Genomic DNA, 25,117 nt, shown 5'->3' on the forward strand with positions numbered 1-25,117 from the left:
TTTATTAAAAGGTGAATGCAACAAAAAATGACATCAATGCGATGAATGGTGCAAAAAAATCTCCTTTCCTGAAAACGTACTCCATGAAATAACTATATATACTCCTCTAACAAAGATAAAAAATCCTCTTCAGAGTTTTTTTGCAGATTTTTAAAAATATCGGAAACTTTCATGAAGAAACGGGCGTCTTATAATTAAATGGAAAGGAAGTAAAGAGGTCGATTAAATAGAGCTCCCTGACATGAGAAAAGCTTATCCTGCGGATTCTTGTTTAAAAATGGCAGTGTGAGGAAAAAATATACTATAAAATTTACGCCAATTTTACTCAACACTAGATGAAGCCAAGCATATAATATGTTGATTCCGTATTTTTTTCTTAAAAAGGAGCTGTCATATGACTGATCACTTTATCTTTTATAATGTGTCTGAAGGAAGTATGTCATTTGAAGCTATGATCGAAAGAATTAAAACGTTCATTTCAAATGATCCGCGTTCTGAATATATATTGTCCATTGGAACAGATTCTCAAGTGCACCAGTACGATACGAAGTTTATTACGGCTGTACATGTGCACCGCATTGGAAAAGGGGCATGGGGCTGCTTGAAAAATATGGTTATCCCAAGAGCAATTGAAAGTCTGCATGAAAAAATTTCAATGGAAACAACATTAAGTCAGGAACTGGCTTACGCTTTTACAACAAATTATCTTGCAGAACTTGCAGAAATTCTGATTCCTTATTCAGATGAAGGAGCAGATTTGATGTTTGAAATTCACCTTGATATCGGGAGAAAAGGACTAACCAAAGACCTGATTCAGGAGATGACAGGCAGAATACAGGCTATGGGAATTGAAGCAAAAATAAAGCCTGATTCATATACAGCATTCAGCTATGCCAATCGATTCACTAAGTAAAGAAAGTGTCGGAATTTGCGGTTGACGCAAGACTCAAAAATTGATTACTCTAAATCATAAGGGGGCAACAAAAATGAATTCTGCAGTTGAAATACTCTCATCAGACGATCAAAAATTTTTAGTGGAGCTTTTACTTAAACAGCAATATGCTCTCGAGCTGATCAGCAGCGAAATTTATGACATCGAGAGCGGGACTAAACAAACAGATAACGCAACGTATCAAAAGCTGGTAAGCCTGTATGACCGAATCAGATTTGAACTATAGAGTTACATATGTTTGATACTCTGCGTTAGAGTATCTTTTTTTATGGTATAGTTTAAAGTGTATACGTTTTCTTTTTACGCAGATTGTTTGCCGGTCAGACTCTTTGCACTAAAAGTGTGGGGATTAAACCCTTAAGTTAAGGAATTAATACTAAAGTCTTGGGATTCACCTAGAAAGACTCAGGAATAAATTCGGAAAATTAAAGGATTTATTCAGAAAGTATCTAAAGTATTGAAATTACTTGCTGCGTACAATAACTAAACAGCCGGTTCCGCATTTCTTAGGCTCTTTGTGGTAAAATATAAAGGGATGTTTCAAAAAAGACATGAAAGGGTATTATTGTTCGGTCTGAACTTTTTTAGAGAGGAAGAACAAATTGATTAGTCTACATACAACCAAATTATTAAATGAATCAACAATAGAAGAGTATATGATTCCAGCAGATAAAGTTGCGCATGTGCAGGTGGGGAATAATCTTGAGCACGCGCTTCTAGTTCTGACCAAAACGGGGTATACAGCAGTTCCTGTGCTTGATCCTTTTTTTAAGCTTCACGGGCTGCTCGGCACTAATATGATGATGGATGCGATTCTGGGTCTTCAGAGAATCGAATTTGAAAAGCTTGAGGAAATGAAGGTCGAAGAAGCGATGAATTCTGATATACCCCGTCTCTTGCTGAGTGATCCTCTTTCCAAAGGATTAGATTTGGTCATCGACCACTCTTTTGTCTGCGTGGTAGACGCGGAAGGTGTGTTTGAAGGGATTTTGACAAGACGGGCAATTCTTAAAGAACTGAAAAACCAAATAAACATGAAAAACAGATAATGGTGAGAGAAGGAGGGCATGCCTGCCTCCTTCTTTTGTTTGAAAATAAGAAAGTATAAAATTTTGCGCTTCGATGGCGAGCGGAATCGCTCAGGCTCCTCGGCCAGAACGGATCCGAAAGTATTGGCAAAAAGCGCCAATACTTTCGGATCCTTATCTCTCATGCCTGCGCTAAACGGGCGCTTGCGCTTTTCTTATTTGCTGTTTAACGGGAGGGGATTCTTATGACACAGGCAGTGCTTGAAAAGGAACAAATCAAGAAACAATCATCCAATATGAAGCGCCCCTTCGTTCTTGCGGCTGTTATGCTTGCAATGTTTATGGCAGCAATCGAGGCAACGATTGTATCCACTGCGATGCCGGCAATTGTAGGCGAGCTTGGGGGCTTTTCTCTTTACAGCTGGATTTTTTCTTCCTATTTGCTGATGAATGCCGTGACGGTTTTAATTTACGGCAAGCTTTCGGATTTATTCGGGAGAAAGTCAGTTTTGATCTTTGGAATTTCCGTTTTTTTAGTCGGCTCGATTTTGTGCGGGCTGGTAAATTCTATGGAATGGCTGATTGCTGCGAGATTTGTCCAAGGGTTTGGTGCAGGTGCTGTTATGCCGGTAGCATCAACGATTGTTGGGGATATTTATTCGAAGGAAGAACGAGCAAAGATACAGGGGTATTTATCGAGTGTCTGGGGAATCTCTGCCATCATGGGTCCGGCAATAGGGGGATTGCTTGTCCAATTCGTCAGCTGGCGCTTTGTGTTTTGGATTAACATTCCGCTTGGATTATTGGCAATCGCTGGATTAGTGCTGTATTTGCATGAAGATGTGGAGCGGAAAAAGCATTCGATTGACTACACAGGCGCTTTCCTGTTATTTGCATCTATAAGTACAGCAATGATCGTTCTTGTTGAAGGCGGCATCAGGTGGCAGTGGCTGTCAGCTCCCATTCTTTTTCTGTCTGCTGCAGCTCTTCTTTCTTTTGTCCTATTTATTCGACAAGAATATCGTGCAAAAGAGCCTATGATGCCTTTTGAAATTTGGAGAGAAAAGAGCATCTTTATTGCGAATATGACATCACTGACTACTGGTGTCATGCTGATTGGCATTTCTTCATTTTTACCTGCGTTCGTTCAGGCAGTAATGGGACAAACACCAATTGTCGCAGGTTTTACTCTGACTGCTATGTCGATAGGATGGCCGATTGCTGCAACTGTATCCGGCAATCTGCTTTTGAAAATAGGTTTCCGGACAACCTCTGTCATCGGGGGAATCGCCCTGATTGCAGGAAGTATTGTCTTTTTTAATTTAAGCCCAGATGATGGTCCGCTGTGGGCAGCTCTGGGGTCGTTTATAGTCGGGATTGGCATGGGAATGACGACAACAGCATTTATTGTTTCAATCCAGAGCACAGTCAGCTGGGAGCAGCGCGGATCCGCTACTGCTGCGAATATGTTTATGAGAACACTTGGCAATACGATTGGAGCTGCCCTTCTGGGAGGGATTTTAAATACAAGGCTGCAAACTTATTTTAAGGATCAGGGAATCAATGAATCAGTCAATTTAGATTCTGTAAATCAGCTATTAAGCTCCGAGTCTGCAGCTAAGCTTTCAAACGAGGCGGCCCAGGCGTTAAAGGCCGGGTTGACACAGTCTCTTCACAGTGTGTACATGGTTGTTTTTGCTTTCGCCGTCATCAGTTTTCTGCTGATCTTAAATTTGCCTAAAGAAAGTAAAAAAGCGTAGGAGGAAATCCCTCTTACGCTTTTTTAAACTTGAAAAAGAGTCCTAAATCTCCAGCAATTCAATCCTATTCCCAAACGGATCAAAAAAGGAAAATCTCTGAACCCCAGGAATCTCTGTTTCTTCTTGAATCTTGATCTTATATTTTTCAAGCAAGGCCCTGGCAGCTTCAAGATCCGCTACCTGAAAGGCGGGATGACGTTTGCTTTTCGCCTGTTCCATTTTTTCAAGACCGATATGGAGCTCTGCGTTTCCGGCTTTGCACCAGAACCCGCCATTCTTTAAAAGAGAATCGGGTTTTTTTATTTCTTTAAATCCCAATGTTTCTAAATAAAAATCACGCGCTTTTTGTTCTTCTTCAAATGGTGCACACAGCTGGATATGATGCAGCTTTACGATGGATAGTCTCATGCCTTTTCCTCCTAAAAAATTAGACTATAAAATAACTGTATGATGATCAGAACGGTAATCAGCCGGATCAGCCACGAAGCGTGGGCAAAACTGAGCTTACTTGCAAATCTTACCCCTAGCTGAGCTCCAATAATGCTTCCGGCGGCAAGACTCAGGGCGATCGTCCAGTTCATGATTCCAGCCATTGCATATGTGGCAAATGCCCCAGAGCAGCTTAAAAACGTTTGAAATCTCGTATATGCAACAGATTTAATATACGAAAAACCCTGATGCAGGAATGTGTACATCAAAAGAGTTCCCTGACCTGGGCCGAACATGCCGTCATAAGCGCCAATCCCAAAGACAAGAGGATAGAGTCTTTTTTTCATTTTGTTCTCTCCGGAGTTTTGTTCTTTCGGTTTTCTTAAAAAGTTTAATCCTAAAGCGAAAATAAGCAGAAAAAGAGCAATATACGTCATTGTATTCTCGTTAATCCTGCTCGTAAAAAAAGCTCCGGCAATTCCTCCTGATATCGTAAAAGGGGCTGTATACAAGATCTCTCTAAAATGTATCTCCCGTTTCTTCAGCAGCACATAAAAGCTTGAAAAAGAGCTCAACGTATTGGCAAATTTATTAGAGGAGATGATTGTATGAACAGGCAAGCCGTAAAGCAGCATGAGCGGCATATTGATCATGCCTCCGCTGCCCGCAAGAGTTCCGATAAAAGTAGCTGCAATTCCAATGAAAAAAATCGGCCATTCCATGTAGTCATCACATCCTGAATTAAAATGTTTCTTTAAAATTAGTATATTCTTCCTTTAATGATTATGAAATGTTGAAAAAATTAGCTTATAATATAAGAAAAACTTATCAAGGGGAATGCAGATGCAGTTAACGGAATTAAGAATGCTCGTTGTTCTGTCAGAGGAAATGAATATGCGAAAAGCATCTGAACGGCTGTTTGTCTCGCAGCCTGCGCTGTCTCAAAGACTGCAGTCGATTGAAAAATCATGGGGTTTTCAGATTTTCATCCGCTCTCAAAAAGGACTTACTCTTACTCCATCCGGAGAAAAAATTGTGGCTTTTGCAAAAGAGGTAACGAAAAAAGAAGAGAAACTGAGAGAGGAAATATCAGAGCTTGAAGGAGAGGTTCATGGAACACTCAAGATAGCTGTTGCTTCAATTATAGGACAGCATTGGCTGCCTAACATATTAAAGCAATATGTCAGTAAATACCCGCATGCGAAAATATCACTTATTACAGGCTGGAGCAGCGAAATTTTAAAAAGCATGTACGAGGACCATGTTCACATCGGCATCATCAGGGGAAATCCGGAGTGGAAAGGCGTCAAACAGCATTTGCTGACAGATACTCTTTATTTAGTAGACACTGAAATTCAGAAAGTTGAGGACCTTATTGAAACAGAAAGGCCTTTTATCCAATTTAAAAGCGATTCATCTTACTATCAGGAAATTCAGGATTGGTGGCACAAACATTTTCAAAGCAGTCCGAAACGCACCATTGTGGTGGATCAGATCGAAACGTGCAAGCAAATGGCTTACAATGGCATAGGCTACGCCATACTGCCATCCGTTACGCTTCTTGATGATGAACGGGATATCTATAAAATACCGCTGCTGAATGAACATGGAGAGCCGATGGTCAGGGATACCTGGCTGCTTGGATTTGAATCTTCGTTTAAATTAAAGCAGGTGCAGGCATTTCTGGATGTATTAAAAGAAAATAAAAAAGAGATTCATTAAGCAGCAAGCAGCTTTCAAATGGAGCTGCTTTTTCTTTTTTTAAAGGTCTTTTCGTATACTTTGTTGCTTTGAGACTAAAAGTTGTAAACCTTAGTGGATTGCAGCGGAAGGAACTTGACTCCTGCGGGAAAAAAGAACGAAATGGAAGACCCCGCAGGCTCGCCGAGGAGGCTTCCACGCTCCCCGCGGAAAGCAAGTTCCTGCAGCGGAAAGGAACGGACAATATTTATAATCATAAACAGGCTTTTTTTAAAACACCATTGACAATGAGAATCAATTTCAATTATAGTGAATTTATGAAAATGAAAATCATTATCAATTAAAGAGGTGGCTTTGTTGAAAAAAACTCTTATTATAAATGCAAGTATGTCAGGAAATACAGAAGATATCGCTAAACTGATCGGAAAAAGACTGCAAGAAGATGAGATGGAAGTTACATATGAAGAAATGGATGCTTGTGATAGTGAGAGTATCAAGGAGTACGATTATATACTCGCTGGATCCTATACATGGGGGGATGGGGATCTTCCTTATGAAGCGGAGGACTTTTATGAAGAACTTGCTGATGCTGACCTTACAGGCAAAAATATCGGCTGCTTTGGATCAGGTGATCACACTTAAGCGGTCGATCTATTACATGGAAGATTTACAGAAACAGGGGCGGATGTTTTTGCAGACTTGCTGAAAATAGAGGGTTCACCTGAAACAGAAGAGGATATCTCAGAATGCATCCAGTTTGCAGAAGCTTTTTCTGAATGGTGTTCCAAAAGCGGGAAGGTGACATCAATTGTTTCATAGAGGTGCAACAGCAGTCGAAAAAGTTGCGGGAAGCGGATATTTTGTTGCCATAAAAAATGAAGGGCTTTATTTTTTTGACGGCCACGATCAATGGGAAATGCTTCTCCGAATTGATAAGAAAATCCGCTGCTTAAAAGTGCTTGGTTCTTATTTATTCGGAGTTGGCGAAGAAGGCTTTATTTTCCGTATGAATACATCGGATTTCTCAAGCACTGAGGCGTACCTTCCGACAACAGCAGCCATCTGGTCCATTGCGGGCAATGATGATGGAACGGTCATCATTCACGGAAAACATATGATTTATCAGTCAAATGACAGCGGGAGATCATGGAACGGATTTAAGCCGTTTAAGCACTTTTCCTCAAAACCTGTTATCCGATCTCTCTATCTCCATGATAATCAGCTTTTTATCGGTACGCAGATTCATGCAGAGCATGGGGGCTTGTGGAGATATGATTATCATATAGGCTCCTTTACAAGAATTAAAAAGGAAGCACACTCCATGATTTCTTCAATAGCCGTTGATAAAAATAGAAATCTGCTGGTCTGCAGAGGCTCTGCAAAAGGACATGCAGGGAGTATTGAAATGGCTAACCTGAATGATAAATATGACCTTAACTGGATCAGCTGTCAAAATATCTACAGCGAGGAAGCGTTTCTGGATGTTTTTTGTGATGAAACGATTACGTATGCCGCGTCAAGTCAGGATAAGTACGGATTTTCCAGGATATATGCATTAAATGAGGATACCATGGCCCTTTTTCCAGCGGAAACAATAAAAGGGCATGCGTTCAGGGTTGCAGGCAGCGGACGGTCATTTTTTGCAGCAGGCCTTCATGAAAGCAAACAGGGTGATTTGTACGGTTATTCAACAGTGGTTCATTAAGAAAGGAGATTGAATAAATGGGGAAAACAGCAATTATTTATGCAAGCATGTCAGGCAATACGGAAGCCATTGCCGATTTAATTGAGAAAGGCCTAAATGAAGCGGGCTCAGAAGCTGAAAAGTTTGAAGCAATGGATATTGACGGAACCGTTTTCACAGAGTATGATCACTTATTAATTGGTGCTTATACATGGGGAGACGGAGAGATGCCTGATGAAATGCTGGATCTGTATGATGAGATGGACGATTATGATTTTGAAGATAAGACCATCGCTTTATTTGGTTCAGGTGATACAGCTTATGATCTTTTTTGCGGTGCGGTTGACCTGCTCGCTGAAAAAATCCAGCAGAATAATGGCTCTCTTATTATGGAAAGCCTTAAGATTGAGTGTTTTCCGGATGGTGATCAGGAGGAAGCCTGTCTGGAATTCGGCCGCCAATTTGCCCGCTGCATCCAATCGGCCGTGCGTTCATAATTTGTGCAGACAATCGGCTTGTCAACAAACACTTCCTTTGATACAGTAATGAAGTACATAGTCTGAAGGAGGAATACATATGAAAATGATGGATGCAAATGAAATTATATCATTTATACAAAATAGCACGAAATCAACACCTGTAAAAGTTTACGTAAAAGGTGACGTAGAAGGCATCGATTTTGGTTCTTCTTCTAAAACATTTTTAAATGGCAACAGCGGGGTAGTTTTCGGTGAATGGGCTGAAATTCAAGAGGCTTTAACAAAAAATGAAGCTAAAATTGAAGATTTCGTTGTAGAAAATGACCGACGCAATTCAGCGATTCCATTGCTTGACATGAAAGGCATCAAAGCCCGCATTGAGCCAGGCGCGATCATCCGTGATCAAGTGGAAATCGGCGATAATGCTGTTATTATGATGGGTGCTTCTATTAATATCGGTTCTGTGATCGGTGAAGGTACAATGATCGACATGAACGTTGTCCTTGGCGGACGCGCTACAGTCGGAAAAAACTGTCATATTGGAGCAGGTTCTGTTCTTGCGGGAGTTATTGAACCGCCATCAGCTAAACCGGTTGTCATTGAAGATGACGTTGTAATCGGAGCGAATGCAGTTGTCCTTGAAGGCGTTACTGTCGGAAAAGGAGCGGTTGTTGCTGCAGGAGCGATTGTTATTGATGACGTAGCTCCTTATACAGTGGTAGCTGGTACACCTGCACGAAAAATTAAAGACATCGACGAAAAAACAAAATCAAAAACAGAAATCAAACAAGAATTAAGACAGCTATAATACGAGTTTCTGTTTTTAAGGCGTGGATGACTTTCATCCGCGCCTTCTCTATAGGTATATAGGTATAAGGGGGAAGCGTCATGAATCAGCTGCCATCATTAATTACGATTCGAAGGGATCTCCACCGTATCCCAGAGCTTGGCTTTCAGGAGTTTAAAACGCAGGAATACCTTCTGAATTATTTAAGTTTACTATCATCTGAAAGACTTGAAATCAAAACGTGGAAAACTGGAATATTTGTTAAAGTAAAAGGGATCGATCCATTAAAAACAATTGCTTACCGTGCAGATATGGATGGGCTGCCGATTTTTGAAGAAACGGATTATTCTTTCCAATCAGAGCACGCAGACCGCATGCATGCCTGCGGTCATGACTTTCATATGACGATTGCACTTGGCATTATCACTTATTTTGTTCAAAATCAAGTTCGAGATGATCTGCTCTTCATTTTTCAGCCTGCTGAAGAGGGACCAGGCGGAGCTGAACCTATGCTGCAAAGTGAAGTCATGAAAGAGTGGAAGCCAGACTTAATTACAGCACTCCATATTGCGCCAGAATATCCGGTAGGTACAATTGCCACCCGTCCAGGCTTGCTTTTTGCCAATACGTCAGAGCTTTTTATTGACCTAAAAGGAAAGGGAGGACATGCGGCATATCCGCATACAACACAGGATATGATCGTTGCGGCAGCTTCACTTGTCACACAGCTGCAGTCTGTCGTTTCAAGGAATGTCGACCCATTGGACAGTGCAGTCATTACTTTCGGGAAAATTACCGGCGGGACTGTTCAAAATATCATTGCAGAAAATGCAAGACTTGAAGGAACCATTCGAACGCTTTCTGTTGAATCCATGGAAAAAGTGAAAGAACGGATTGAAGCGCTTGTTCATGGGCTTGAGATTGGCTATGCATGCAAGGCGTTTATTGATTATGGCTCAATGTACCACCAAGTATATAACCATCACGAGCTTACTGAAGAATTCATGGGCTTCACAAAAGTAAACACGGATACAGAGGTTGTATTATGCCGTGAAGCCATGACAGGCGAGGATTTCGGCTATATGCTTGATGAAATCCCAGGCTTTATGTTCTGGCTCGGAGTGGAATCCCCATATGGACTGCATCATTCTAAACTGCAGCCAAAAGAAGAAGCTATTGAAATGGCTGTTCAGCTGATGTGCAAATATTTTCTCTATAAAGCAAATTGAATCCAAGAATAAACGTCCCCTCCATGTGACACATTAGTGATAGGAGGTGGATGAAATGCCAAAAATAGGTGTTGAACAATCATTATCAGATGTAACAGCAGCTCTTCAGGAAAAAGGCTATGAGGTCGTTCAATTGCGAAATGAAGAAGATGCAAAAGGCTGTGACTTCTGCATCATTACCGGTCAAGATTCCAATATCATGGGGATCAGCAATGCGGTGACAAATGGGTCTGTTTTCAGTGCAAGCGGTTATACGGCAGATGAAATTTGCCAGCATGTTGAGAACAGAATGCAATAACACACGAGAAAAAAGCTGCCGGCTGGCAGCTTTTTAATGTTGAACCTGATTAGCCTTTTTTTCAACAAATACCTGATGCGGAAACGGAATCTCAATCCCATGGGCATCCAGTGTTTCTTTTAATTTCTTGCGGAGATTTCTCTCAACTCCCCACTGCATCATGTTTTCAGTTTTGGCAATGATGCGGATGACAACATCTGAAGCTCCTAAACCCTGAACGCCTATGACGCTTGGTCCGTCAACAATCGCCGGATCTTCAGCAGCAATGCGGTCGCACGCTTCCTGAAGAACGGCGATGGCTTCATCAATATTATCATCATATGAAATTCCTATATCAACAAGCGCTCTCATGTTCCCGCGCGAATGGTTGCTTAAACTGACGATTTCACGGTTCGGCACAAAGTTCAATGTGCCGTCAAAGCTTCTGATCTGAGTTGTCCTCAGCCCAACCTGTTCAACTATTCCTGAATAACCGGCTGTCGTAACATAGTCCTCCACATCGATCTGTTTTTCGAGAAGTAAAAAGAAACCTGTTACAACATCGCTTACAAGGCCCTGAGCTCCAAAACCAATCGCAAGTCCGACAACTCCGGCACCTGCAAGGAGTGCTGTCGCATCGTATTCAAATACCTCGAACACCATTACGACAAAAATGAAAATTAAAATATAAGAAAAGAGATTTAATGTTAAGCTTTGAAGGGTTCTTGACCGGCCGATTGAAATGGACTGGCGCTGCTGCACGCGTGTAAACGTCTTATCAACAACCCGTGTGCCAATCGCTTTTACCACGACGAAAGCGATCAGGATCCCAATCAGCTTTAAGGTGATAATTCCTGCAGTAGTCATAAGACCTGCCCAATTAATTTTGTTCAGTAAATCAAAAAATTCCATCTACAACATCCTTCCTGTTCAATTAAAACCAAGACTAATTATTTGGTTACCCGCTGCTCAGCATGTTAAACTTAATTTGTTGAAATCAATCGCATTTTGCAGAATTTTGATGATTGATATGGCACAGAAAAGGGAATACCAATTGATGTATTCATTTGCACTTGAGCAGTCTATATTAAATTAATTATTATTTAATATTGACTAAAAAATCGGATTGCTCTATAATGTTTAGTGTGAAACGAATAAGTCACCAGTTGAGAAAATCATAAGATTATTCTCAATTAAGCTGATATCGATACCAGATATCAAAATACATTTTGGAGGGATACATAATGGCAGAACGCATGGTAGGAAAACAAGCTCCGCGCTTTGAAATGGATGCTGTAATGGCTAACAAAGAATTCGGCAAAGTAAGTCTTGAAGAAAACATGAAAAACGACAAATGGACAGTATTATTCTTTTATCCAATGGATTTCACGTTTGTATGTCCAACTGAAATTACATCAATGTCTGACCGTGCTGACGAGTTCGAAGACCTTGATGCTGAAGTAATCGGCGTTTCAACAGATACAATTCATACTCACTTGGCTTGGATCAACACAGACCGCAAAGAAAACGGTCTTGGCGAGTTGAAATTCCCGCTTGCAGCAGATACAAACCACGTTGTTTCACGCGAGTACGGCGTGTTAATCGAAGAAGAAGGTGTTGCTCTGCGCGGGCTATACATCATCAATCCAGACGGCGAGCTTCAGTATGCTGTTGTAAACCACAACAACATCGGCCGCGATGTAGATGAAACACTGCGTGTGCTTCAAGCATTGCAAACTGGCGGACTTTGCCCAGCTAACTGGAAGCCAGGACAAGCAACTCTATAAGTTTTAATAGAAAAGGAAGGTCTAACTCTCGGTTAGGCCTTTTTTAAACAAGTAATGGAGGGGTTCACAATGAAATTACGCGAACAAATGCCGGAATTAAACGGTGCAGTGGAATGGCTGAACGGCCAGCAGACAAAAGAAGATTTAATTGGTGAAAAACCAACACTCATTCATTTTTGGTCTGTAAGCTGCCATCTCTGCAAGGAAGCAATGCCTCAGGTTAATGAATTCAGAGATCAGTACAAAGATAAATTGAACGTAGTTGCTGTTCACATGCCTAGATCAGAAGACGATCTGAACTTAGAGGACATTAAAAAAACAGCAGCTGAGCATGACATCACACAGCCGATTTTCGTTGACAGCGAACACAAGCTGACAGATGCATTTGATAATCAATATGTGCCTGCGTACTATGTATTTGATAAAACTGGAGCTCTTCGTCATTTCCAGGCAGGCGGAAGCGGCATGAAAATGCTTGAAAAGCGTGTAAACCGCGTATTGGCTGAAACAGAAAACGCAGCAGAATAAGAGAAGAGCGCCCCCCTGAGTATGGGGCGCTTTTTTTGATAGGCTCTTTTCATAAACTTTGATGAGACTACATGTTTAAAACCATTAGTGGATCTACGCTGCAGGAACTTGACTCCTGCGGGAAAAAAGAGCGAAATGGAAGAACCCGCAGGCTCGCCGAGGAGGCTTCCACGCTCCCCGCGGAAAGCAAGTTCCTGTAGCGGAAAGGAACGGACAACATTTATAATCAAAAACAACAATCTATGCGAAAACAGCCTTTTGATAATTATTAATAAGTTCGCACAGAGCTAGTTAGTTATTATTTTTCCTGAAATAAAGTGATTTCAAAAACGTTCGTAAATAATGCAGCAATTTTCCTTCGACAAAAAGTCGGCTAAAACATGCCCAAAAGTTGATTTTCTTCTTCAATCAATGTATAATAAAAAAGTTAGTTCATAATATAAACACCCTTCTACCAAGAAATAATAGAGATTCACATTCAATTATCCTTATTGGATAATCTAGTTTTTCAAGTTCAAATCCTTTGATTTTTGTTAGCTCAATTCAAGCTGGCGCGGTCATCGGAGCCGCAAGGACGAGAGAGAGGTAGGGCTTTCGTTGCTTTGTGTTCACAGTTAAATAAATGAATGACCAATAAATATTGTCAGACTATCAGTCAAATCTTTTTAAGATGAATTCATATGGGGTTTAGCATTCACATGTTATAAAGACTATCTATTCCTCTATTGATACTCTTTATAATATGTGAATATTTTATTTACCATGTTGTAAATAGTAGGACATATTAAAAAATTTTTGGAGGTTTTCTCATGCAAGCAACTGGAAAAGTAAAATGGTTTAATTCAGAAAAAGGCTTTGGATTTATCGAAGTTGAAGGCGGAAACGATGTATTCGTTCACTTCAGCGCGATCACTGGCGAAGGGTACAAAACGTTAGAAGAGGGCCAAGAAGTTGAATTCAACATCGTTGAAGGCAACCGCGGACCTCAAGCAGAGAACGTTGTAAAATTATAATGAACTAAAAAGCTGCCTGATGGCAGCTTTTTTTATTTTCCCCGGAAAAAATGTAATCGTTTACTATTTTTTATCCCTTAAAAACTCATTGACACCGCTATTTCAATCCTGTATCTTGTTCAAGTATGTGTTTAAAATATAGGAGGTTCATCATGAACAATCAGAATGTACAACAAGTAAAAATGACAACCGCAGATCCTTCAGCACTTGGACTTTTTGGACTTGCAATGGTTACACTCGTTGCTTCTTCGCAAAAGCTTGGGTTAACAGAGGGTCTTTCTTTTATTTTGCCATGGGCGATTTTTTTAGGGGGATTTGCTCAGCTGTTTGCCTGCATCAATGATGCAAAGCACAACAACACGTTCGGAACGACTGCTTTTGGTGCATTTGGCCTTTTTTGGCTTGGTGTCGGAGGTTCTTGGCTTATTCAATTAGGTGTATTCGGAGAAGAGCTTGCAGCAAGCGTTGATCCAAAACAGCTTGGCTTTGCTTTTGTCGGCTATTTAATCTTCAGCTTATTCATGACAGTTGGTGCCATGGAAACGCATAAAGTATTATTTTTTATTTTCGTCCTTATTGATTTCTTATTTATCGGTCTTTCTTTAAGCTCTTTCGGCATCATGCACGAAGCAACGCATATGCTTGCGGCAGTTTCTGAAATGCTTATTGCTCTCTTATCATTTTACGGTTCAGCGGCAGCAGTGCTGAATGCTCATTTTGGACGTGTTTTCCTGCCGATCGGAAAACCTTTTGGCATCTTTAAAAAGTAATGAAACGGCTCCTTTTTTGAAAAAGGAGCCTTCATTTTGTTTTTTAGGGAAAAGTGGTATACGATAGGGAAGAATCTAATACATAGGAGAGATAGCATGAATTCATTTTCAGTAGAATTTCATAAAGAAGATCAAACAGATGCAATGACAGTTCAAAAACTGAACGAGGAAGATTTCCACCTTGTAACAGAAGGCGGAACGCGCCATTTGTTCGAGCTTGATACAAACGTCGGCTTTTTCGTTTTCTTTGACGGGGAAGATAAAGACGGAAAAGAGTGGTACCTCGTTCTTCATTATGAAGAAGAGCAGGAAGATCCAAGCGCATGCTATTCATTTGAGCTGAAGGATTTCTATCAATTCACGGCTCTATATTTAAATGATCTGGAATTTAATGAAGAAACGAACGAAGAGGAAGAAGCACACGGACCGATCCATCATCTGGCGCATCTTCTGTTTCATATCGTGGAAGAAGGCAAAAAAATAGAAGGATAAGAAAACTCAGGCATGACAGATAAGGATCCGACAGAAAAGGCGCTTTTTGCCAATACTTTCGGATCCGTTCTGGCCGAGGAGCCTGAGCGATTCAGCTCGCCATCGAAGCGCAAAATTTTATACTTTCTTATCTCTTAAAAAAGGAGCAGGCTAACCGCCTGCTCTTTCTTAATTTTCTTCTGAATAATGCCCCTGGCAAAATTCTTTGATCATGGCCTCTTCTTCTTCATCAAGCTCAAAATCAAGAAATGTGTTCGTTTCCTTTTCCATGAGGTGATAAACGGAGATTCTTCCGCCGCTGTCATCGACTAAGTAAATAACCTTTAACAGCAGGCCCTTCTCTGTATATAATTCATCGTCTTCATCCACATCAAGCTCCAGAAAGAATTCATAACGATCTCCTGATAGAATGCCGAATGGATCATGCAATTTTTCAACCGTGTAGGCTGCAATATTCAATATGTATCATTCCAATCTCTCAATTTAATTCAATTGTCTCTTCCTTATCCTAACGAAAAACGGGAGATAACACAAATTTTACACTAAAAATGTTATAAAATCTCACATCACCATCCTCCTTTTTTACATAGTGCAAGAGAAATGAAAGAAACCTTTTAACAATTTGTACAATGTAAACGGAAGGAATTGAAAGTAAAATAGATACAAAGTTTGAATTTTTAATATTTAGAATATTTTATTTATTTTTTTGAAACAATTGTCCTAAGGAGGCTGTCGCATGTCAGACAAAGTAGTGATTGGATTAATTCAGGCCAGCAATGATGTGGATGGAAATGAGGCTGTCGAAGTTCACAAAAAAAAAGCGATTGAAAAGCATATTAAGCTTGTGAGGGAAGCAAGCGACCGTGGTGCGCAGATTGTTTGTCTTCAGGAAATCTTTTATGGCCCGTACTTTTGTACGGAACAGAACACGAAATGGTACGATGCAGCAGAAGAAATTCCAAATGGACCGACTACTAAACGGTTTCAGGAGCTGGCCCGTGAACTGGGCATCGTAATTGTCCTGCCGATTTATGAACGCGAAGGAATTGCTACTTATTATAATACAGCTGCAGTCATTGATGCGGATGGATCATACTTAGGGAAATACCGAAAACATCATATTCCGCATGTAGGAGTGGGCAAAGAGGGAGGCGGATTCTGGGAGAAGTTTTACTTTAAACCTGGGAATCTAGGCTATCCCGTTTTTGATACAGCTTTTGCGAAAATTGGGGTCTATATCTGTTATGATCGCCATTTCCCTGAAGGTGCAAGGCTCCTTGGTTTAAATGGGGCTGAGATTGTCTTCAACCCTTCAGCTACAGTAGCAGGTCTTTCAGAGTATTTATGGAAGCTTGAACAGCCGGCACATGCCGTTGCAAATGGCTATTACATTGGAGCCATTAACCGGGTTGGTTACGAAGGGCCTTGGAACATGGGTGAATTTTACGGACAATCCTATCTTGCGGATCCAAGAGGCCGATTTGTGGCCGAAGGAAGTCGGGATAGGGACGAGGTCGTTATCGGTGAGATGGATAAAAAATTAATCCGCGAAGTCCGGGATACGTGGCAGTTTTATCGTGACAGACGTCCGGAAACGTATCAGGAAATGACGGCTTTGCTGCCTTAATCGCTGGAAAAGGAGGTTTTTATCTTGACTAGGGAAATTTCTTTAACAGATTTAGAGAGAAATTTTATGGAGGTTGAGCAGGCCCTGTCAAACAGGGAAGCGTTCGAGGAAGCGAACAGATGTTTATACTGCTACGACGCACCTTGTATTCAGGCTTGTCCGACTGGTATTGATATCCCCTCTTTTATTAAGAAGATTGCTTCTGGAAATCTGAAGGGATCCGCCAAAACCATTATGACAGCCAATCCTGTGGGAGCAAGCTGTTCCCGTGTTTGCCCGACAGAGGAGCTATGTGAAGGAGCATGTGTCCTTAATTCATCTACAAAGCCGATCATGATCGGAAACCTGCAGCGCTATGCCACCGACTGGGCGATTCATAATGAACAAGTCCTGTTTAAGGCAGGTGAAAAGAATGGGAAGACCGTTGCCATTGTGGGCGGAGGTCCTGCAGGATTATCAGCTGCAAGGGAGCTTGCTCTGCTGGGTTATACCGTAACGATTTTTGAAGCGGAACGATACGCCGGCGGTTTAAATACGTATGGAATCGTCTCATTCAGGCTGCCGCAATCCGTTTCTTTTTGGGAAGTTGAGCAAGTGAAAAACCTTGATGTTGAAATCAGGACGAATACACGGATAGGGAAAGATGTCATGGCTTCTGAATTAATAGAGAATTATGATGCCGTTGTTCTTGCTGTCGGTATGTCATCTGTTCCAAAGCTTGGCATTGAAGGCGAAGATGCAGATGGAGTATACGATGCAATTGATTTTGTAAAAGAGACAAAAACGGCAAAAACGATGGACCTCATAGGGAAGAAGGCCGTTGTTATAGGAGCGGGAAATACGGCAATCGATGCTGCTACTTGCTCTGTCAGGCTTGGCGCAGAGGATGTCAGTATTCTTTACCGCAGAACTCAGGCGGAAATGACTGCCTACGATTTTGAATATGAATTCGCCAAGCAGGACGGCGTAGCATTCAAATGGCTAACTGCCCCAAAACGGATTGTAACAAATGAGGATAATAGAGTAATAGGAATTGAATGCTTCAAAATGGAGCTTTCTGCAGGAATTGATGGACAGCGCCCTCGACCTGTTCCCGTGCCGGGCTCTGAGTTTATCATCGAAACAGATGCTGTCATCCGTGCAATCGGTCAATCCAGATACCTCAATTTAATAGAACAATTCGGCGTCGAACACTCTGATGGGGTAGTGCGTATTTCAGAGGAATCTTACCAAACCTCAAATGAGAAAATCTTTGCCTGCGGAGATGTGATTTTCGGCAAAGGCCAGGGAGATGCGATGGTCGTATCAGCTGCGCAGCAAGGAAAGCTGACAGCTTATGAGATTCATAAAAAGATATCCTTTGAAGAACTGAAGCTTGCCTGACTTACACTCGATTTGCACGGATCCGCTTCTGGGCTAAAGAAGGCGGTTCCGCATTTCCAGTGGTTAAGCTCCACCGCCCAGCTCCTCGGCCAGAACGGCTCCGAAAGCATTGGCAAAAAGCGCCTTTCCTGCCGGATCCTTATCTGTCATGCCTGAGCTAAACGGGCAGTTCCGCATTTCAGTTGTCCAGCTCCACCGCCCAGCTCCTCGGCCAGAACGGCGCATCCAGCAAAGGCAAAAAGCGCCTTCACTGGCTGATCCTTATCTGTCATGCCTGAGCTAAACGGGCAGTTCCGCATTTCCAGTTGTCCAGCTCCACCGCCCAGCTCCTCGGCCAGAACGGCTCATCCAGCAAAGGCAAAAAGCGCCTTCACTGGCTGATCCTTATCTGTCATGCCTGAGCTAAACGGGCAGTTCCGCATTTCCAGTTGTCCAGCTCCACCGCCCAGCTCCTCGGCCAGAACGGCTCATCCAGCAAAGGCAAAAAGCGCCTTCACTGGCTGATCCTTATCTGTCATGCCTGAGCTAAACGGGCAGTTCCGCATTTCTTATAAGGAGGTACATTCATGGCTGATTTAAGAATTGATTTTGCAGGGATAAAGTCACCGAATCCTTTTTGGCTTGCATCCGCCCCTCCGACAAACTCCGGCTATCAGGTTCAGAGGGCGTTTGAAGCAGGCTGGGGAGGGGCTGTATGGAAGACGCTCGGGGATCCGATTTTAAATGTCTCTTCCCGATTTGCTGCCGTCAGTTTTAATGGGCAGCGTGTGGCCGGTTTTAATAATATTGAATTGATTACAGATCGTCCGCTTGAGGTGAATTTAAAGGAAATTTACGAAACGAAAAAAAGATTTCCGAACCATGCGATTATTGCGTCGCTGATGGTAGAACCGAAACAGGAGAAATGGCATGAAATCGTTAAGCGGGTGGAGGATGTTGGGGTAGATGGACTTGAGCTTAATTTCGGCTGTCCCCACGGCATGGCAGAGCGCGGCATGGGAGCGGCTTCCGGTCAGGTGCCGGACCTGGTTGAGAGGCAAACTTACTGGGCTAAAGAAGCGGCGAAAACACCTGTTATTGTCAAACTCACTCCAAACATTACCGATATTACGGTAACAGCTGAGGCAGCCGTTGCGGGCGGAGCGGATGCCATCTCCATGATCAATACGATAAACAGCCTCGCCGGCGTTGACATTGATACATGGAATACCATTCCCCATGTAGCCGGAAAAGGCGCTCACGGGGGCTACTGCGGTCCCGCTGTTAAGCCGATTGCGTTAAACATGGTAGCGGAATGTGCAAGGAATCCGCGGATCAATGTGCCGATTTCAGGCATCGGCGGCATCTCAAACTGGAAAGATACCGTCGAATTCATGCTCATGGGTGCAATGGGCGTCCAGGTTTGTACAGCCGCCATGCATCACGGATTCCGAATTGTTGAAGATATGATTGAAGGCCTGTCCAATTATTTAGATGACAAAGGTTTAAACTCCGTCATGGACCTGGTCGGCAAATCTGTTCCGAGATATTCAGACTGGGGAGAGCTTGATTTAAACTATAAAGTTGTAGCGAAAATTAATACAGATGTGTGCATCAACTGCAATAAATGCCATATCGCCTGTGAAGATACTTCCCATCAGTGTATTGACATGCTGAAGGATGCAAGCGGTCAGTCTTATCTGAAAGTGCGTGAAGAAGATTGTGTCGGCTGCAACCTTTGTTCAATCGTATGTCCGGTAGATGGAGCCATCGATATGGTCGAGCTTGCTAATGAACTGCCTCCGATGACATGGAATGAAAGGCAGTCAGTGATTGGAGCACTTGGAACTTCAAGTGCAGACTTTGTGAAGTAAAGGGAGGGCGCGGTGTGATGAAAAAATTAATAAAAAACGGCATAATTGTAACAGCTTCCGATACGTATAAAGCAGATATTTTAGTAGAAGGGGAACAAATTGCAGCGATTGGCTGCAATTTGCCTGAAGAAGGTGCAGAAATCGTAGATGCAAAAGGATGCTATGTTTTTCCCGGCGGAATTGACCCCCATACACATCTCGATATGCCATTTGGAGGAACGGTAACTAAGGATGACTTTGAGAGCGGAACAATGGCTGCAGCCTTTGGAGGCACAACAACGGTTATTGATTTTTGTCTAACCGAAAAAGGGAAACCACTTAAGAATGCCATTCAGACATGGCATGAAAAATCCAAAGATAAAGCCGTGATCGATTACAGTTTCCACTTAATGATTTCTGAAATAAATGATGATGTACTTGGAGAGCTTCCAGCTGTCATTAATGAAGAAGGCATTTCTTCATTTAAAGTCTTTATGGCCTACAAAAATGTTTTTCAGGCGGACGATGAAACATTATTCCGGACGCTTTTAACGGCTAAAGAACTTGGCGGTCTTGTCATGGTACATGCTGAAAATGGAGATGTCATTGATTATCTGACAAAAAAAGCACTTGCTGAAGGAAAGACAGATCCCATAAATCACGCGTTAACACGCCCTCCTGAAGTTGAAGGCGAAGCAACTGGAAGAGCGGCTCAATTAACGGGGCTTGCCGGCTCGCAGCTATATGTTGTGCACGTTTCATGTGCAGACGCTGTTGAAAAAATTGCTGAAGCGCGAAGCAAGGGCTTTGATGTATGGGGAGAAACATGTCCTCAGTACTTGGTTCTTGATCAAACGTACTTGGAAAAGCCGAATTTTGAAGGGGCAAAATATGTCTGGTCACCGCCTCTCCGAGAAAAGAAGCATCAGGATGTCCTGTGGAATGCGCTGAAAACAGGAGTGCTGCAGACCCTTGGATCTGATCAATGCTCGTTTGATTTTAAAGGACAGAAGGATTTGGGAAAAGGTGATTTTACTAAAATTCCAAATGGCGGCCCAATTATTGAAGATCGTCTAAGCATTCTCTTTTCTGAAGGCGTGAATAAAGGAAGAATCTCTTTAAACCAATTTGTTGATATGACTAGCACAAAGACAGCAAAACTATTCGGTCTCTATCCTAAAAAAGGAACAATAGCAGTCGGCTCTGATGCGGATCTTGTCCTTTTCGATCCATCTGCAGAACGGACGATTTCTGCTGAAACTCACCACATGGCGGTTGATTATAACGCATTTGAAGGTCTGCAAGTAACGGGAGAACCTGTTTCCGTTTTATCAAGAGGAGAATTTGTCGTAAAGGATAAGCAATTTGCAGGCCAGGCAGGCAAAGGCAAATATCAGAAGAGAGCTAAATACGGAGAGCTGCTTGACGCGAGCAAAAGCGCACCGATTTCGATCTGAAAAGAACCAAAGAGATAACCATTTGGAAGGGGATATGCGAAAGTGGCTAAAAATTATTTGAAGTCTCCTGATTTGCTGCCGATTCCTCATCATAAGAAAAACATTGGTTCGCTGGGCTTTGCTTTAATCTGGGTTGGAATGGCCGTTGTGCTTGCTGCATTTGCCATCGGCGGATCAGGTGTTCAGAGTCTCCCATTAGGATGGGTGATTGCTGCAACAATAATTGGCTCAATTGTCCTAGGCCTGATAATGACGTTAACAGGGGATATTGGTGTTGAACATGGCTTATCCTTCCCTGTTTATATGAGAGCGCCTTTTGGAACAGTCGGGACGCACATTCCTTCCGTCGTACGCGGTTTTGTAGCTTCTTGCTGGTTTGGTGTAAATACATTCTTTGGCGCCAGTGCCATGAATGCCATTCTTGCTACTTTATTCGGGTTTGATAATTGGATTGTCTGCTTCTTTATTTTTGCCATCTTGCAAGTCATCAATACAGCACTGGGAATGAAGGCGATTGAACGATTTGCTGATTTAGCGGCACCTGTCATCATCATTATTTCAGGCTGGATGTATTTTACATTATCAGATCAGGCGCTGCAGGAAGGCAGAAACGTGTGGTCATGGGTTGAAAATCCGGCAACTGGAGGAGCGGCATTTACAGCGTTCATGGTTGTCATTATGTCCAACATGGGATTTTGGGGAACCCTCGCTGCGGATATGCCCTCCCTTTCCCGTTATGTGAAAGCACCTAAATTGGAAAAGAACTGGTTCAAACGGAACAAAGGCCAAATAGCGGGCAATTTAATTGCCTATCCAATCGTGCAAACCTTTATGGTCGTGATTGGCGCCGTTTCTTACATCGCTGTAACAAACTATGATCCGGTCGTTGCCCTGCAGCAATCTGCATCTGGCATTATTCTTGGTATCTTATTGGTTATGATTGTGCTTGCGCAGTGGTCCACAAATACCTCTGCAAACCTGATTCCTGCAGCGACCATTTTCTCTAATGTGGGAGGGCCAAAGGTTCCTTTCTGGGCGGGAGTAGCAGTTGCAGGTTTTATTGGAATCGTCGTTCAGCCGTGGAGTTTATTTGGCGTCATCATTGGAATTTTATTAATAGTCGGAGGAATCCTATCTGCCATATGCGGGATTTTAGTAGCTGATTATTATTTAATTCGAAAGCGCAGGGTTAATGTAAAAGACCTCTTTGAATCAGATGGACAATATAAATATATGAAAGGTGTAAATGCTGCAGGCTTTATCGCATGGATCATTGGCGGGGCAGCTGCAGTGGCTATTCCTTCATACTCATTTATTGTCGGCTTTGCAGTCGGCTGCATTGTCTATTACATTTTAGGGAAATACTGGTGGTTTCAGATTTATGCCCAGGCTGAATTAATAGATCCCGATGATCAAAAGTATCTGGGTATCTCAGTCGGAAATGACTGGACAATCGATCTCGAAGATGAAGCAGTGCCGAACGTTGCCATTGCCCCGGCGCAAACAGAGCAATTATAAGAAGGAGGCTCGTTATGTCTGATTACCAGGAGTATCTGTCTGAAAGAGATAAGATTGATTATTATCTCAGTCAGGGCTACAAAATCACAAGCGTGACAGAAAATTTAAGCGGTGCTTTTCTTACTTTCAGAAATCACAAGAATCAAAACGACTCAGCTGAAATGCACGTAAAAACGGCGGATGCCAGAAAGTATTTTTCAGCCATGCTGCTGGCTCAAATCCGAAAATGACATAGTTCGACAAAGATAGGGCAGAATTTGTCCTATCTTTTTTGTGAGAAAAACTGACAAACGTATAGTGTTCAAACATGCCATTCTTTTTAATAGACTGTAGCGACATCAAAAAAGGGGTGTGCGGATGAAATCATACATAACGATTGATGAGATTTTAAATCGAAAGCATTTTGCCCAAACAGACGTAATCGCTGGTGCTAAAGGATTGCACCGCCAATTGAAATGGGTTCATATTGTAGAATCGGTTCAAATCAGCAATCTCTTAAATGGCCATGAGCTTATTCTTACAACAGGTCTTGGCTTTAAAGATGATCCCGAGCACTTTGTATCCTTTCTAAGGCAATTGATCGAGAGGCATGCTGCCGGACTGTGCATCGAAATGGGCACACATATTCATAATATTCCGGATGCAGTTACCAAACTTGCAGATCACCACCATTTTCCTATCATTCTGTTTCATCAAGAGGTTCCCTTTGTTGAAATTACTCAAGATGTGCATTCCCTCATCATCAATAAACAATATCAACTTCTCTCAGATTTAGAAAAATACTCCCAGCAGCTGAACAAAATGCTGCTTGAAATTGAAGACTGCCAGCAAATCCTGAAATTTCTGCAGGTCTATTTAGAAGTTCAGGTTATTGCTGTATTAAGCGGAAATAAAGCCGATTTCTTCCCAGAGCCAAAGGCAGATGAAAAAGAAGCGATGCTTTTGAAAATTGGGAATAGAGATGAAAACAATAAATCCAATATCGCAAGTCAGCCTGTGCAGATTCTTGGAGAAACCTACGCTGAGCTGCTGATTGTTGCCAGCTGCCGCGAACTGAATGAATTTGATCTTCTCATTTTAGACAGAACAGCCAACGCATTTGCCCAGCATTTGCTGCGGGATTTATATGTCAAAGAAAAAAAGATGGCAGAAGAAAGCGAGTGGCTGACAAACTGGCTTGAAGGAGAATACACGGATGAAGTCATCAAAGAACAGCTCTCCTTCATTGATCCGAAGCTGCGTTTAAATGGAGGGACAGTCTGCATCTGCAAGCTTTCGCCTGATTCAGGGGGGCAGCCTCCAAACGTCGACAGCACTTATTTCAAGCTTCTGTTCAGAACGGTATTTGAGCAATTTGGATTTCACTTGTTTACCGTTGAAGTCCGCCATCATCTTATTTTTATCGTGGGGAACAAACGGAACAAGCAGGATTGGAAAGAAAGAATGGATGGGGCTCTCTCAAGAATTCATTCAGGAAACGGTTCCGAACGGATCAGAACCTCATCTATTTCTATTGGAGTCGGGAAGTTTGCCGACAAACTCGGAAGTATTCATTTAAGCTATCAAACAGCTAAAGAAACCCTGGCTCTGCAAGATTCCCTTTCTAAAGAAGGCAAAAGCTACTTTTATCAGGATTTGCATATGTACCGGATGATGTCTTTGTTAAAAAAACATGGCAATCTCGAAGAAACCATTCAAGAATATTTGGCCCCCGTCATAGAATATGACCGAAAATATAACGGTGACATGCTGATTACTTTAAAAACGTATCTGGCATGCAACGGTTCTAAACAAGAGACTTCAAAAAAATTATTTATCGTCAGACAGACACTCTACCATCGCATTGAAAAGCTTGAACTGCTCCTTGGCGAAAACTTCATGAACTCAGACAGAAGACTCGCCCTTGAATTTATGCTGATGGCTCACGATTTCATCATGAATACAGAAGGAACCATTCCGCTGCAGCATAAGATTGAGTAGCAGGAAAGAGTGCTCTTTTGAAGAGTGCTCTTTTTTCATTAAGTTTTTGCATGAGACGAAGCTTTTCGGGTGAATTCTTATCTTCATATCGGGCCAGAACAAATTCCTCCAATTAATTCGGAAACCACATGAATTAATTCCAAAACCCCTCCAATTAAATTGGAAACCCCATCAATTCGGTATTGACTCCTCGGTCTGAACAGTCGGCTCCGCTTTTTTACATTGTCCAGCTCCGCCTCCTAACTCCTCGGCCAGAACGGCTCCGCCATAAAAGACAAAAAGCGCCTTTTCTGTCGGATCCTTATATGTCTGCCTGCGCTAAAACGGGCGATTCCGCTTTTCTACAATGTCCAGCTCCATCGCCCAACTCCTCGGCCAGAACGGCTCATCCAGCAAAGGCAAAA

27 protein-coding genes are annotated in these 25,117 nt (G+C 42.2%); 23 read left to right on the plus strand and 4 right to left on the minus strand.

Annotation, left to right across the window (positions count from 1 at the left end; translation table 11 throughout):
* Positions 1–394: 394 nt before the first annotated feature.
* From GJU41_RS05345 to GJU41_RS05360, 4 genes are all read left to right on the plus strand, one after another.
* The gene (locus GJU41_RS05345; protein WP_070878020.1) at positions 395–913 is read left to right on the plus strand and encodes a ribonuclease H-like YkuK family protein; all 519 of its coding nucleotides are present in this window, start codon (positions 395–397) and stop codon (positions 911–913) included.
* 73 nt (positions 914–986) lie between these two features.
* Positions 987–1,178 (plus strand): antirepressor AbbA, encoded by a 192-nt coding sequence (gene abbA, locus GJU41_RS05350; RefSeq protein WP_070878022.1) that lies wholly within the window; start codon positions 987–989, stop codon positions 1,176–1,178.
* A gap of 376 nt (positions 1,179–1,554) precedes the next feature.
* A complete protein-coding gene (cbpB, locus tag GJU41_RS05355) occupies positions 1,555–2,001 on the plus strand; it encodes a cyclic-di-AMP-binding protein CbpB (RefSeq protein ID WP_070878024.1) in 447 nt (148 codons plus the stop codon).
* Positions 2,002–2,225: 224 nt separating this feature from the next.
* The gene (locus GJU41_RS05360; RefSeq protein WP_154318118.1) at positions 2,226–3,740 is read left to right on the plus strand and encodes an MDR family MFS transporter; all 1,515 of its coding nucleotides are present in this window, start codon (positions 2,226–2,228) and stop codon (positions 3,738–3,740) included.
* Positions 3,741–3,782: 42 nt separating this feature from the next.
* On the opposite strand, the gene GJU41_RS05365 is transcribed toward GJU41_RS05360, so the two are convergent.
* A complete protein-coding gene (locus tag GJU41_RS05365; RefSeq protein WP_070878030.1) occupies positions 3,783–4,148 on the minus strand; it encodes a VOC family protein in 366 nt (121 codons plus the stop codon).
* Between the two features lie 11 nt (positions 4,149–4,159).
* Positions 4,160–4,891 carry a sulfite exporter TauE/SafE family protein gene (locus GJU41_RS05370; RefSeq protein ID WP_154318119.1) on the minus strand — a complete coding sequence of 244 codons (732 nt, stop codon included), beginning with the start codon at positions 4,889–4,891 and terminating at the stop codon, positions 4,160–4,162.
* 121 nt (positions 4,892–5,012) lie between these two features.
* Between GJU41_RS05370 and ccpC the strand changes: the two genes are divergently transcribed.
* The 7 genes from ccpC (at position 5,013) to GJU41_RS05405 (ending at position 10,347) form a co-directional block, all read left to right on the plus strand.
* Positions 5,013–5,891 carry a transcriptional regulator CcpC gene (gene ccpC / locus GJU41_RS05375; protein ID WP_154318120.1) on the plus strand — a complete coding sequence of 293 codons (879 nt, stop codon included), beginning with the start codon at positions 5,013–5,015 and terminating at the stop codon, positions 5,889–5,891.
* A 336-nt stretch (positions 5,892–6,227) separates the two neighbouring features.
* Positions 6,228–6,512, plus strand: a complete 285-nt coding sequence (locus GJU41_RS25345) for a flavodoxin domain-containing protein (RefSeq protein ID WP_318185288.1) — start codon at positions 6,228–6,230, stop codon at positions 6,510–6,512.
* 166 nt (positions 6,513–6,678) lie between these two features.
* Entirely contained in the window at positions 6,679–7,575 is an 897-nt protein-coding gene (locus tag GJU41_RS05385; protein WP_154318121.1) for an exo-alpha-sialidase, read from the plus strand.
* Between the two features lie 17 nt (positions 7,576–7,592).
* Positions 7,593–8,051, plus strand: a complete 459-nt coding sequence (locus GJU41_RS05390; RefSeq protein ID WP_070878039.1) for a flavodoxin — start codon at positions 7,593–7,595, stop codon at positions 8,049–8,051.
* 79 nt (positions 8,052–8,130) lie between these two features.
* Positions 8,131–8,841: a 2,3,4,5-tetrahydropyridine-2,6-dicarboxylate N-acetyltransferase gene (dapD, locus tag GJU41_RS05395; protein WP_070878041.1), complete on the plus strand. Its 711-nt coding sequence runs from the start codon at positions 8,131–8,133 to the stop codon at positions 8,839–8,841.
* Between the two features lie 80 nt (positions 8,842–8,921).
* Positions 8,922–10,049 carry an N-acetyldiaminopimelate deacetylase gene (locus GJU41_RS05400; protein WP_154318122.1) on the plus strand — a complete coding sequence of 376 codons (1,128 nt, stop codon included), beginning with the start codon at positions 8,922–8,924 and terminating at the stop codon, positions 10,047–10,049.
* A gap of 55 nt (positions 10,050–10,104) precedes the next feature.
* Positions 10,105–10,347, plus strand: a complete 243-nt coding sequence (locus GJU41_RS05405; protein WP_070878045.1) for a YkuS family protein — start codon at positions 10,105–10,107, stop codon at positions 10,345–10,347.
* A 33-nt stretch (positions 10,348–10,380) separates the two neighbouring features.
* Here GJU41_RS05405 and GJU41_RS05410 read toward each other — a convergent pair whose 3' ends face one another.
* Complete coding sequence (locus GJU41_RS05410) at positions 10,381–11,238, minus strand: mechanosensitive ion channel family protein (protein ID WP_154318123.1); 858 nt, start codon at positions 11,236–11,238, stop codon at positions 10,381–10,383.
* A gap of 332 nt (positions 11,239–11,570) precedes the next feature.
* Between GJU41_RS05410 and GJU41_RS05415 the strand changes: the two genes are divergently transcribed.
* The 5 genes from GJU41_RS05415 to GJU41_RS05435 all read left to right on the plus strand — a co-directional run bounded on the left by GJU41_RS05415 (position 11,571) and on the right by GJU41_RS05435 (position 14,916).
* Positions 11,571–12,113 carry a peroxiredoxin gene (locus GJU41_RS05415; protein WP_154318124.1) on the plus strand — a complete coding sequence of 181 codons (543 nt, stop codon included), beginning with the start codon at positions 11,571–11,573 and terminating at the stop codon, positions 12,111–12,113.
* Positions 12,114–12,182: 69 nt separating this feature from the next.
* Positions 12,183–12,641, plus strand: coding sequence for a TlpA disulfide reductase family protein (locus tag GJU41_RS05420; RefSeq protein WP_154318125.1), 459 nt, complete (start codon positions 12,183–12,185; stop codon positions 12,639–12,641).
* Between the two features lie 809 nt (positions 12,642–13,450).
* The gene (gene cspD / locus GJU41_RS05425) at positions 13,451–13,654 is read left to right on the plus strand and encodes a cold-shock protein CspD (protein ID WP_070878053.1); all 204 of its coding nucleotides are present in this window, start codon (positions 13,451–13,453) and stop codon (positions 13,652–13,654) included.
* Positions 13,655–13,806: 152 nt separating this feature from the next.
* Positions 13,807–14,424, plus strand: a complete 618-nt coding sequence (locus GJU41_RS05430) for an acetate uptake transporter (RefSeq protein ID WP_070878055.1) — start codon at positions 13,807–13,809, stop codon at positions 14,422–14,424.
* A 96-nt stretch (positions 14,425–14,520) separates the two neighbouring features.
* Complete coding sequence (locus GJU41_RS05435; protein WP_070878057.1) at positions 14,521–14,916, plus strand: cytosolic protein; 396 nt, start codon at positions 14,521–14,523, stop codon at positions 14,914–14,916.
* Positions 14,917–15,084: 168 nt separating this feature from the next.
* Here GJU41_RS05435 and GJU41_RS05440 read toward each other — a convergent pair whose 3' ends face one another.
* Positions 15,085–15,375 carry a DUF6509 family protein gene (locus GJU41_RS05440; RefSeq protein WP_070878059.1) on the minus strand — a complete coding sequence of 97 codons (291 nt, stop codon included), beginning with the start codon at positions 15,373–15,375 and terminating at the stop codon, positions 15,085–15,087.
* A 277-nt stretch (positions 15,376–15,652) separates the two neighbouring features.
* Between GJU41_RS05440 and GJU41_RS05445 the strand changes: the two genes are divergently transcribed.
* The 7 genes from GJU41_RS05445 (at position 15,653) to GJU41_RS05475 (ending at position 24,713) form a co-directional block, all read left to right on the plus strand.
* Complete coding sequence (locus GJU41_RS05445; RefSeq protein WP_154318126.1) at positions 15,653–16,543, plus strand: nitrilase-related carbon-nitrogen hydrolase; 891 nt, start codon at positions 15,653–15,655, stop codon at positions 16,541–16,543.
* Between the two features lie 66 nt (positions 16,544–16,609).
* Entirely contained in the window at positions 16,610–17,926 is a 1,317-nt protein-coding gene (locus tag GJU41_RS05450) for an NAD(P)-dependent oxidoreductase (RefSeq protein WP_083328297.1), read from the plus strand.
* 566 nt (positions 17,927–18,492) lie between these two features.
* Positions 18,493–19,779: an NAD-dependent dihydropyrimidine dehydrogenase subunit PreA gene (gene preA / locus GJU41_RS05455; RefSeq protein ID WP_070878941.1), complete on the plus strand. Its 1,287-nt coding sequence runs from the start codon at positions 18,493–18,495 to the stop codon at positions 19,777–19,779.
* A gap of 17 nt (positions 19,780–19,796) precedes the next feature.
* Positions 19,797–21,215, plus strand: a complete 1,419-nt coding sequence (gene hydA, locus GJU41_RS05460) for a dihydropyrimidinase (RefSeq protein ID WP_070878942.1) — start codon at positions 19,797–19,799, stop codon at positions 21,213–21,215.
* Positions 21,216–21,257: 42 nt separating this feature from the next.
* Complete coding sequence (locus tag GJU41_RS05465) at positions 21,258–22,733, plus strand: NCS1 family transporter (RefSeq protein ID WP_070878943.1); 1,476 nt, start codon at positions 21,258–21,260, stop codon at positions 22,731–22,733.
* A 14-nt stretch (positions 22,734–22,747) separates the two neighbouring features.
* The gene (locus GJU41_RS05470) at positions 22,748–22,963 is read left to right on the plus strand and encodes a hypothetical protein (protein ID WP_070878944.1); all 216 of its coding nucleotides are present in this window, start codon (positions 22,748–22,750) and stop codon (positions 22,961–22,963) included.
* 127 nt (positions 22,964–23,090) lie between these two features.
* Positions 23,091–24,713: a PucR family transcriptional regulator gene (locus GJU41_RS05475; protein WP_070878945.1), complete on the plus strand. Its 1,623-nt coding sequence runs from the start codon at positions 23,091–23,093 to the stop codon at positions 24,711–24,713.
* Positions 24,714–25,117 lie beyond the last annotated feature (404 nt).

Origin of the sequence: Metabacillus idriensis (assembly GCF_009674765.1) — a bacterium.
Classification (GTDB): Bacteria; Bacillota; Bacilli; order Bacillales; family Bacillaceae; genus Bacillus_P; species Bacillus_P idriensis.

Excerpts from the sequence above, each read along its gene's own strand:
- GJU41_RS05345 (WP_070878020.1), top strand. The coding sequence starts at position 395 with ATGACTGATCACTTTATCTTTTATAATGTGTCTGAAGGAAGTATGTCA.
- GJU41_RS05405 (WP_070878045.1), top strand. The coding sequence starts at position 10,105 with ATGCCAAAAATAGGTGTTGAACAATCATTATCAGATGTAACAGCAGCT.
- preA (WP_070878941.1), top strand. The coding sequence starts at position 18,493 with ATGGCTGATTTAAGAATTGATTTTGCAGGGATAAAGTCACCGAATCCT.
- GJU41_RS05365 (WP_070878030.1), bottom strand. The coding sequence starts at position 4,148 with ATGAGACTATCCATCGTAAAGCTGCATCATATCCAGCTGTGTGCACCA.
- GJU41_RS05420 (WP_154318125.1), top strand. The coding sequence starts at position 12,183 with ATGAAATTACGCGAACAAATGCCGGAATTAAACGGTGCAGTGGAATGG.
- GJU41_RS05475 (WP_070878945.1), top strand. The coding sequence starts at position 23,091 with ATGAAATCATACATAACGATTGATGAGATTTTAAATCGAAAGCATTTT.
- dapD (WP_070878041.1), top strand. The coding sequence starts at position 8,131 with ATGAAAATGATGGATGCAAATGAAATTATATCATTTATACAAAATAGC.
- GJU41_RS05370 (WP_154318119.1), bottom strand. The coding sequence starts at position 4,891 with ATGGAATGGCCGATTTTTTTCATTGGAATTGCAGCTACTTTTATCGGA.
- ccpC (WP_154318120.1), top strand. The coding sequence starts at position 5,013 with ATGCAGTTAACGGAATTAAGAATGCTCGTTGTTCTGTCAGAGGAAATG.
- GJU41_RS05435 (WP_070878057.1), top strand. The coding sequence starts at position 14,521 with ATGAATTCATTTTCAGTAGAATTTCATAAAGAAGATCAAACAGATGCA.
- GJU41_RS05410 (WP_154318123.1), bottom strand. The coding sequence starts at position 11,238 with ATGGAATTTTTTGATTTACTGAACAAAATTAATTGGGCAGGTCTTATG.
- abbA (WP_070878022.1), top strand. The coding sequence starts at position 987 with ATGAATTCTGCAGTTGAAATACTCTCATCAGACGATCAAAAATTTTTA.
- cspD (WP_070878053.1), top strand. The coding sequence starts at position 13,451 with ATGCAAGCAACTGGAAAAGTAAAATGGTTTAATTCAGAAAAAGGCTTT.
- hydA (WP_070878942.1), top strand. The coding sequence starts at position 19,797 with ATGAAAAAATTAATAAAAAACGGCATAATTGTAACAGCTTCCGATACG.
- GJU41_RS05390 (WP_070878039.1), top strand. The coding sequence starts at position 7,593 with ATGGGGAAAACAGCAATTATTTATGCAAGCATGTCAGGCAATACGGAA.
- GJU41_RS05400 (WP_154318122.1), top strand. The coding sequence starts at position 8,922 with ATGAATCAGCTGCCATCATTAATTACGATTCGAAGGGATCTCCACCGT.
- GJU41_RS05430 (WP_070878055.1), top strand. The coding sequence starts at position 13,807 with ATGAACAATCAGAATGTACAACAAGTAAAAATGACAACCGCAGATCCT.
- GJU41_RS05415 (WP_154318124.1), top strand. The coding sequence starts at position 11,571 with ATGGCAGAACGCATGGTAGGAAAACAAGCTCCGCGCTTTGAAATGGAT.
- GJU41_RS05470 (WP_070878944.1), top strand. The coding sequence starts at position 22,748 with ATGTCTGATTACCAGGAGTATCTGTCTGAAAGAGATAAGATTGATTAT.
- GJU41_RS05360 (WP_154318118.1), top strand. The coding sequence starts at position 2,226 with ATGACACAGGCAGTGCTTGAAAAGGAACAAATCAAGAAACAATCATCC.
- GJU41_RS05450 (WP_083328297.1), top strand. The coding sequence starts at position 16,610 with ATGGAGGTTGAGCAGGCCCTGTCAAACAGGGAAGCGTTCGAGGAAGCG.
- GJU41_RS05445 (WP_154318126.1), top strand. The coding sequence starts at position 15,653 with ATGTCAGACAAAGTAGTGATTGGATTAATTCAGGCCAGCAATGATGTG.